Annotated in this window: 8 protein-coding genes; 2 read left to right on the top strand and 6 right to left on the bottom strand. The window is 48.8% G+C overall.

Annotated features, from left to right (window positions below; all coding sequences use genetic code 11):
* Positions 1-19: 19 nt before the first annotated feature.
* The 4 genes from DW754_RS04465 to DW754_RS04450 all read right to left on the bottom strand — a co-directional run bounded on the left by DW754_RS04465 (position 20) and on the right by DW754_RS04450 (position 4,069).
* The gene (locus DW754_RS04465) at positions 20-2,296 is read right to left on the bottom strand and encodes a radical SAM protein (RefSeq protein ID WP_117758545.1); all 2,277 of its coding nucleotides are present in this window, start codon (positions 2,294-2,296) and stop codon (positions 20-22) included.
* Between the two features lie 7 nt (positions 2,297-2,303).
* Positions 2,304-3,488 carry an MFS transporter gene (locus tag DW754_RS04460; protein ID WP_082435530.1) on the bottom strand — a complete coding sequence of 395 codons (1,185 nt, stop codon included), beginning with the start codon at positions 3,486-3,488 and terminating at the stop codon, positions 2,304-2,306.
* Positions 3,466-3,747, bottom strand: coding sequence for a DUF2087 domain-containing protein (locus DW754_RS04455; RefSeq protein ID WP_055251466.1), 282 nt, complete (start codon positions 3,745-3,747; stop codon positions 3,466-3,468). The genes DW754_RS04460 and DW754_RS04455 overlap by 23 nt, the downstream gene beginning before the upstream one ends.
* Before the next feature lie 100 nt (positions 3,748-3,847).
* Positions 3,848-4,069 (bottom strand): hypothetical protein, encoded by a 222-nt coding sequence (locus tag DW754_RS04450; protein ID WP_055251482.1) that lies wholly within the window; start codon positions 4,067-4,069, stop codon positions 3,848-3,850.
* Between the two features lie 171 nt (positions 4,070-4,240).
* On the opposite strand from DW754_RS04450, the gene DW754_RS04445 reads away from it, so the two are divergent.
* Both DW754_RS04445 and DW754_RS04440 read left to right on the top strand, forming a co-directional pair.
* Entirely contained in the window at positions 4,241-5,185 is a 945-nt protein-coding gene (locus DW754_RS04445) for a hypothetical protein (RefSeq protein ID WP_117758546.1), read from the top strand.
* A 138-nt stretch (positions 5,186-5,323) separates the two neighbouring features.
* Positions 5,324-6,631 (top strand): hypothetical protein, encoded by a 1,308-nt coding sequence (locus DW754_RS04440; protein ID WP_117758547.1) that lies wholly within the window; start codon positions 5,324-5,326, stop codon positions 6,629-6,631.
* Between the two features lie 54 nt (positions 6,632-6,685).
* On the opposite strand, the gene DW754_RS10880 is transcribed toward DW754_RS04440, so the two are convergent.
* Both DW754_RS10880 and DW754_RS10875 read right to left on the bottom strand, forming a co-directional pair.
* Entirely contained in the window at positions 6,686-7,024 is a 339-nt protein-coding gene (locus tag DW754_RS10880) for a hypothetical protein (protein WP_147336371.1), read from the bottom strand.
* A 31-nt stretch (positions 7,025-7,055) separates the two neighbouring features.
* On the bottom strand, positions 7,056-8,183 hold the full coding sequence (locus DW754_RS10875) for a hypothetical protein (RefSeq protein WP_147327747.1): 1,128 nt from the start codon (positions 8,181-8,183) through the stop codon (positions 7,056-7,058).
* Positions 8,184-8,460: the final 277 nt, after the last annotated feature.

Raw genomic sequence — 8,460 nt, 5'->3', positions numbered from 1 at the left:
GCGGAAACGCGGGGTCCGTTCAGGCTGTTGCGCTGAGATTGAAAATCAACCGTCCCTCTTTTTTCAAAATGTCGCGCACCTCGTTCTTAGTAATCGGCTTTTCAAACAACGAAAGCAAAGCGAACGAAAAATCATTAACCGCACACATTCTATGGGTGGCACAACTCAGCAGTACTCTTAACCCCTCTTTTGAGCGTCCGACTTCTTTAACAAACGAACTTTTAACCAATTGAAAACCGTTATCGTGCATTACATAATCGGCATCGATATTTGTATTCAGCAATCCATAATGCAACAGTTCTTCTATCGCCCTTGTCAGCTCGAGGTCGCCCTGATCAAGAATAAGAGAAATGCTACAATCGGCCTCCAATAAACGGGCCAACTTAAGGTATACCAACTGGGAAACAGCATAGACATGATGGTATTCAGAATTATAGAAGTAGGCAAATGGCTCAACGAGCACGACAGAGGTCTTGGAATCCAGCCAGATTCGATCAGCTGGATTTAGACTAGTTAGCCGTCGCTTTACTTTGGTCAAATGTCCCTTATACCTGACAGCGTGAATAGAATCTAGGATCCAGGTCACCTCTGAAATATGAAGCCGCTGGGGCAAGTCAATTGTGTCGCTACCGTTTATGACCTCTTGCATATAAAAATCAATATGATGCTCATCAGATAAGGATTTTGCTTCATTTAAAGTTAAACCAGTGCCTGAAACATAATCCACTTCGAGGCGCAAATCCTCATATTGGGACTTCGGCATTACAGAGACACCATACTTATCGGGATGATTCCAAACATCCGACCCCATAACGAGACCAAAATTCGTAAATCCTCTCGTGGAATATGGAACACCACATACCTGTTTTGAATAATTCAAAACATTCTCTGTATAAGCTAAGGTGTTCAGAGCCTCTTCTTTAGTTTCGGTCGGAAAGCCAATCATAAAAAATAGATGAACAGGAATACCCGCATTGAGACAATCATGGACATTGCGATCAATCCAATCAACTCTCGTGTTCTTCTTCATTAGATCAAGAACTCTTTGGTTGTATGACTCGAGGCCAAACTGAATCTGCCTACATCCACTTTGGTATATCTTGTTAAAAACTTCTGTACTTAGGGTTGGAGAGAACCTCGTTTCTCCATGCCAGAAAAACGTTTTTCCCGATGCGTTTATTTCATCCGCGAGTTGCTCCATTCTTTTGCCTTCGAATGTTTCATCCACAAAAGAGAAAACTCTCGTGCCGTATTTTTCATTTAACCGACACATTATTTCAAATACTCTCGATATAGGCATCTTTCGGTAACAACCACCGGTGGCACCGGGAATGGTGCAGAAGGCGCAATGATTAAAACACTGCCTAGAGGAATAAACCGGCAATATTAACTCAGGCATGAAGTATTTAGAAAGGGCGAAGCCATCGAAATCGGGAACTGTATCGTTGATAAATGTTTGCTCAATCCGATGGTTTTTATATATCTTTCCACCTTTAGCATGGCAAAGGTTTGGAACACAGTCGAGATTGTCATCACCAGAGTCAAGAGCCTCAAGAAGACGTGCAAGCGGCTCTTCGCCGTCATACATCATTATCGAATCAATGTATTCAAAAAAGGGATGCCATTCTTTCATGCAGTCATCTGCTAAACGAGTAATGTAATTGCCGCCCAATGAGACGTGTTTAACAGATGGACATTCTTCCTTAATCAGTTTCGCTAACGTAACTGCAGAAATCAATTGGAAACAGCCGCTCACCGAAATCCCAATAAACTCGAATTTTTCCCTCTGAATACGCTTAAGAAAGGCAGTTTCATAGAAGGAAATAAACGGATTATGCAAGGTATCCGCAAGCGATTTCATTATTTCTGGTGTCGAATAATAATCATAGGGCAGATCTATGGAGTTGAACGTGTATTTAACTCCATATGAGACGTGATTTATGATATAGAGTGCATTTCTAAAAATGTTTTCAGCATATTGTCTTTCTTTTAGATTAAAGTATCTCTTCGATCTGAAAATATCTTTTGCCTCGTCAACATTAAGTGCCGACTTTTGTATCAACTCGATTGTTAATTGAACATTCGAACTAAACGAATCCTTTGATTCCCGATACCTTTTACAGCACTCTTCGACATGTCTAAAAGATAGGAGGTCATCGTAAAATTCCACGTTTAAGTCAACAATGTCAACTTTGTATTGTTCAACCTCTTGAAGATATGACTTCAAAACAGGCAAGGCAAGATACGGCCCCACTGGACTCCATCCTGGGGGAAATACTAAAAGCGTTTTAGGCATATCAACGTCACATCTTTCGCAAATAATTCAATTGAAACACAACTACCATCATAATTGAAAATACACCAAGTCCTGTAACGAGAATTGAGAACATCGCGATGCTCGTGAACAGCGAAACAAGAAGTGTTGAAATAACAACAGCAACCGATTGCAAAGACTCCCTAATTGAAAACAGGCTTATCGATTCAGATCCGTCTCTCGCCAAATCCTGCAGCGATGTTATGAGAAGCACATCTTGAATGGCGTTTCCGGCACCGACGATAAAAAGGAAAATAAACGATATCCCAGACGCATAGCGATAGCCAAACGCCAGATACGCACCGAGCGCAAGATACGTCACAAAACAATATGATTTAACGCAATCGGAACCACTGATTAAACGACCATATATTGTATTTCCGAACAACAGTCCGATTGTAAGACTACTCTGAAGGAATCCGTATTGTATCGATGACGAGTCAAATTGCAATTGCGCTATAGCTGGCAAAAGAGAATTCAGAGAGCCGAATGCCACGCCACTAGAAATATCGATTAATAGGAAACCAATTGCCAAGTGCTTCGCGCTAAGATCACTAAATGCAGTCCTGTTTTTTTCATTTTTGCTTATTCCCTCTTTATCATTAACCTCGATAACCGACGGAACATCTCGCAGCAACCAGAACGACGCGGCAAAAGAAAGCGCGTCTAATGCAAGAACAGCCTCCGCCCCAAATTGAGCGACAACAAAACCGCCGGCAACTGGCCCCAGAACCATCATCAAATTCTGCAGGAACCCAAACGAATTATTAATTACGTCGCGATTGATACTATTCGTATTGGCTCTTAACAACGAGTAAAAGCAGGGCATTTCTACCGTTCGGCAAAGCGATACCGCGCACGTAATAGCAAACATACTCCATTTACTATCAACAAAAATATAGCAAACGAATAATCCCGCGCGAATTAAGTCTGCCAATCTCATGGCCTGCAGTGTCCCGATACCCATCTTCTGAGGCAGCTGCGCGAGCGCAACTGAAAACAGAGAGGGGGCAAATCTGCAGCAGACCATCAAAGCAGTTGCAGAAACATCGTGAGTTACCTCGTAAATCAGCATTGGCAAAGCAATATTCGCACACCAATTGCCTATTTCGCTTATCCCTCTAGCAATATATAGGACCCGAACCGGACGGCTAGCTCTCAATACCGTGAACATCACGATTAACCTCGTATTTCAGGCCTCGTTCATCCCTTAATAGGAATCCATAATCAACCAAGTACCGCCTCAACACGGCATAATCAGGATAGAGCTGTGACAGCACACGATTAACCTGAAGCTCCGTATAACTTGTATTTAATTCAAAGAAAGAGACGGCCCATAGCAGCATGATTCTTTTATAGCTTTCCTTTTTTGGAATTGAAACCAGCTCGCCATTCTTGAGAAATCGTTTTTTAAAGTCTATTAGCTCATCCATTCACATCCTCCATTTCATACGCATCTAATACTAAAAATGCATACGCTTTAGGTCATCGCATTCAGCTTCTTTATTCGAACTAAACTCGAACTAATCTAAATTATTTGCTCAGACACTCTTCGAAAGCTCGTTTTTCACTCTGAGTAAAATGCCCTTCCCAGTCAGTCCACGAACAGGAAGGCAACTCACAACGAGCGGAGTCGAAGCCCTCTGCCGTCGGTCGCTCAAAATGCACGATAACCTTTTCAATATCGCCATCTGTAATCAGGTCAGAATGAATGACCTCGGTTCCATCTTCGAATGTCATATACGGGTACATCACGTAAACCACCTCGCAAACATAAATCCAGTTTAGCATCAAGCTATTGCACCAAAGACAGCAGGCCCCCTTGATGAGTTGATGGTATCTGTTAAATGTCACGTATGATTCACATCTGGTGGGTACCCTGATGGCTACACGAAACGAAGCAGATTTACACCGGGAGGACCCCGTATGACAACCAAGTACACCGACGCGCCGCGCACGCGCGTCATGACGCCGGCATCGCTCAACAACGGCGTGCACGAGAACCATTCCATCGGACAGACCATGGCCATCGCGCCCAAAAAGGGCCTGTTCGATGACATTTCCATTCCCCAGATCATCGCCGGCGCCGCAGCTGCCGCCACGAGCGTGGCGCTTGCCTCCAAGATTGGTATCGCTGGTTCAGTAATTGGTGCCGCCGTGAGCTCGGTCATCACCGTTGTGTCCTCGCAGGTCTACCGCCACTTTATCTCTGCCAGCGCCGAAGCCCTCAAAGGTACGCACGCCGCCGTCGACTACCCCGCCGGCGCCTATGAGCCCGTTGAGCTTAATGCCGAGGAGCACCTGGGCGGCGCCGCGACTACGCAAGAGATGCGTCAGGTCGCGGGACGCGCGACCACGGCGCGCGTCGCCCCCAACAGCCTGCGCGCCAAGGCGGCGGAAGAGCGCAGCCAGACGCAAAAGAAGGTCATCATCTTCTCGATCGCCATCGCCATCGTCGCGGTTATCGCCTGCGCCGGCGCCATCCTTATAACCACCGCCGGTGAGGGTCTGGGCGAGCGCCCCGAGCCAATCCTTTCGTCGCGCACGACCGAGCAAGACGCGGACAGCGCCGGCCAATCGCAAAGCCAGCAGAACGACTCACAGGCCAACTCCGCACCCACCGATTCTTCCTCGACCACCCCTGATCAGTCGCAAGGCACCGATTCCTCTTCGAACAGCGGCGGCACACAATCCGGAACGACCGACTCCAGCCAAACGACCGACGGCTCTCAGCAGAGCACGGGTGACCAGACGAGCGGCAATGCATCGGGCACGGGCTCAACCGACAACAGCAACACAAACAGCTCGAGCGGAACCGCATCCGGCACGGCATCCGACAGCTCGAGCCAAGGCACGACATCGGGCAACTAAGCACGATCGCCTCTCACAGATAACCGACCTGTATAACGGGCGCGAACCGGCAACGGTCGCGCCCGTTTGCTTTGGGCGCCGAGGTGGCAAGCCCTGCGCGATGGCAAGATGCTTTGGTGTGTAAAGAGGAGATTTGCCATGAGCAAGACAATAGTTAAGCCCACGCTATCGCTGGGCAACCACATCTATCTGTATCGCCTGCTGCGCGATGCGATTGGATGCGGCAAGCAAACGTTTATGACACAGGTCGAGGAGACACTCGCCGCTGGCGATATGACCGCTTATGACCTGGGCTTCGAGTCCACGCGCGAGCTGCTCGAGGAACTCGACGACTGCATTAAGCTGACCGTCTTTAAGGGCGGACGTCTGTATGCCACCGTCATCGCCAATGAGGCCTGGGATGCTGCCCTTGCCAAGGGCGAGGACAAGCCCAAGGCCGCCAAGGGCGCCAAGCAGTCCTACAAAAAGAAAAAGCGCGGCGAGAAGGACCTGAAGGCCGTGCGTCCCAAGCACGTTAAGCGTCCCGAGCCCGAGTCCGTGGCCGAAGTCGCTCCGGAGCCCGAGCCCGAGGTAGAGGCTGAAGTCACTGCTGAAGTAACGGCAGAGGTCGAAACTGAAATCGCTGCCACGACCGAGCCCGAAGTCATGGCTGAGCAGGAAGCCGCCGTTGAGCTCAACGAGGTTCCCAAGTCGAAAGCCGAAGAAACCGCCGGCCAACCCGAGACGCCTGCGTTCCAAAACAGCGATGTCTTTGGCGACAACGCCGAGGACGACCAGTCCGACGAGCCCGCGAATCAAGACGCTACCGAGGCGACGCCGGAACCCGAGACGCCGCAGCCCGCCATCTCGCTCACGGTTGTCTATGACCCCGAGAACGCCAACGCCGGCATCACCACCATGGTATCCACGCCGGTCGAGGCCAAGCCGAACGTCGAGGCAGAGGACACTCCGCAGGCCGGTGCCAAAACCGGGACCGAAGACACGTCCATCTCCGTGGAACCGACAGATTCCATAGCTAAGCCAGAAGCGGCATCTGAGTCTGCACCTGTCATTGAGTCCGCATCCGCACCCGCCTGTGACCAGGCTCCCACACCTGCACCGACTCCGGTCCCCAATTCAGCACCGGCCCCCGCTCCCGCAGCACCGACCATCCCCGGGGACTTCCCCATCGATTTCGCGACCGAGGTCTTCTGCCCTAGTCCGCTGCTGCACCAGCTGTCGACTTATCTCCCCTACGGCGCCGACACCCTCGGCATCGTCGGCGAGTACTACTGGATCGCTCGCGAGCGCGGTACCATCGAGGCTGGCCGTAACCGCGCGAGCTTCCCCCTGCGCTACACACAGGCCGGCAAACGCCACGAAGTCACCGTACGCATTCGCCGCAACACCACCGGCGGCCTCGGAGCCACCTGGGCCATCGACAAGGTCGAAGCCCCGGTCGAGTAAAAAACGGCCTCGGATAGCCAATTGACCATCCGAGGCCGTTTGAATTCAGGCCTTTTAGTTGTCATCGGCGCATATAGACACCAGAGAAGCAAGCTCATCCTCAAGTTGCGGAGCAAAGTATCTAAAAGAAACCTGCGCTCCAGTCGGTATCGACTCAATCATATTCGCAGCATTATCTGAAACTCGGTACGATGCAGTTTCACCTGTCTTCAAATCCTCTATTGAGCAGACAGCGTCTTCAGCATCAATCGACCTAAGCACGCCTTCTCCTTGTAACATCACATCGGCATGCCCGCCAGCTATTTCTAATGAACCTGAGTCTGTCGCAGTCACTTCTCCGGAACCTCCGCGCGATATCTCTTCCTTTGTTGAACAGCCCACCAATGAAGCCATCAGCACCAAAGACAGAGCTAGACGAATCGCCCTACTTCGAAAAAGTCGTTCCATAAGTCCACGCATAATAGCTCTGATCATACTTCAGGAAGGATAAAGATGAATTCCAGCCGTCCGCTATGCCAATCATCTGCCTTGTCTCTCCAGTTTTCTTACCAGTAAGTGTGGCGTAAGCCTCCGCTGTTACAGAATGGGCTGATCCGTTGTACAAACTCGCATGTAAAACATTCGGTCTATTAGAGTTAATCTCATTTTGAATGCTCGCGATAGCCGGAGAGGAGACAGTGCGGGCGATAAGAGTACTTCCTCTGCTTGCGCAGTAATTTGTAAACCCCGTTGCACAGGTTGATATCGGCGTTCCGCCCAAAACAACGCCGGGAACAGTCTGTTCTTCATCGGAAAGAGCATGGGTATTGGTGTAATTCCATATCTGCATATATTGCGAAGGGTCGCTATATAAATTGGCAATGCCATACAGTTCCGCAACGTTCGAAAAAGCTGTCACCATACAAGCATAGTGGGCAGTAAGCCTCTTAATCTCGCTTTCATCATATGACATAAACTGAGAAATGGAACGAAATCCAGATACTGTGTAATCCTGCATTTGAGTTGCGTAAATTACGACATCGTTCCAGCTTGAAGGTTTATTCGATAAAACGACAGGCCGTCCTTCTATGGAAACAGCCGGGATTGTTCTTCCGCAATTTGTTGTTATTGAACCGTCCAAAGATTGCACACCGAATTCGAACGGATTGATCATTACGACTGGGTTATTGAAAGAATAAGACTCAACACCAAGATCTCCTCCCCGATCCATAGGGCTGACTAAGCCGTCACCAAAACGGTATCCCGTAAGTATTTCATCATCTGAAGCATCTAAAACCAAATAGCCCGCGGCTCTATTGAATGTCACAACCGGAACAATGTAGCCAAGCGGGGACCCATCAACGTCTACAAAAGGAATAGGGTCAGAAGGCGTATACGAAGAGCCGAGGAGTCCCTTTATATATTTATCGGCAAGCTCTTGCGCAATTTCTGAAGTAAATTGTATCTGCTCACCATCAATATTGCCCGTCGAAGCAAAAACCTCTTTCGGACGTGCGGCTAAGGCGACAATTGAAGACGCGACAAGTTGCAGAAAACGACGACGCGAAAGCATATGTTCTTCTTTCTAGAGGAGCGACTTATAAGATACTCCTATTCTATAACCTTTTTTGTAACGTTACAGCACTGGTTATATTTCAATTCGATTTGCTTATGTCCTTGTAACCCAATACGTCTTTACGTTTTAAACGGAATTAGAAAATCACTCATAGCAAAAACGGGCTTTAATCCCAAAGAGATGACTTTGATTATGAATCAAACCAGCAGCCAGGGCATAGCTGCAGTGCAATTGCTACAAGAAAGGCCGCCCTTGCTGGCGGCCTTTCTACTTG

Origin of the sequence: Collinsella sp. AM29-10AC (assembly GCF_003469085.1) — a bacterium.
GTDB lineage: Bacteria > Actinomycetota > Coriobacteriia > Coriobacteriales > Coriobacteriaceae > Collinsella.
Note: the sequence above shows the minus strand (reverse complement) of the source record. Positions and strands in the feature narration are given on the sequence as shown.

Bases quoted from the DNA above. Each gene is read 5' to 3' on its own strand.
- DW754_RS04455 (WP_055251466.1), bottom strand. From the start codon at position 3,747: ATGGATGAGCTAATAGACTTTAAAAAACGATTTCTCAAGAATGGCGAG.
- DW754_RS04445 (WP_117758546.1), top strand. From the start codon at position 4,241: ATGACAACCAAGTACACCGACGCGCCGCGCACGCGCGTCATGACGCCG.
- DW754_RS04465 (WP_117758545.1), bottom strand. From the start codon at position 2,296: ATGCCTAAAACGCTTTTAGTATTTCCCCCAGGATGGAGTCCAGTGGGG.
- DW754_RS04440 (WP_117758547.1), top strand. From the start codon at position 5,324: ATGAGCAAGACAATAGTTAAGCCCACGCTATCGCTGGGCAACCACATC.
- DW754_RS04460 (WP_082435530.1), bottom strand. From the start codon at position 3,488: ATGTTCACGGTATTGAGAGCTAGCCGTCCGGTTCGGGTCCTATATATT.
- DW754_RS10880 (WP_147336371.1), bottom strand. From the start codon at position 7,024: ATGGCTTCATTGGTGGGCTGTTCAACAAAGGAAGAGATATCGCGCGGA.
- DW754_RS10875 (WP_147327747.1), bottom strand. From the start codon at position 8,183: ATGCTTTCGCGTCGTCGTTTTCTGCAACTTGTCGCGTCTTCAATTGTC.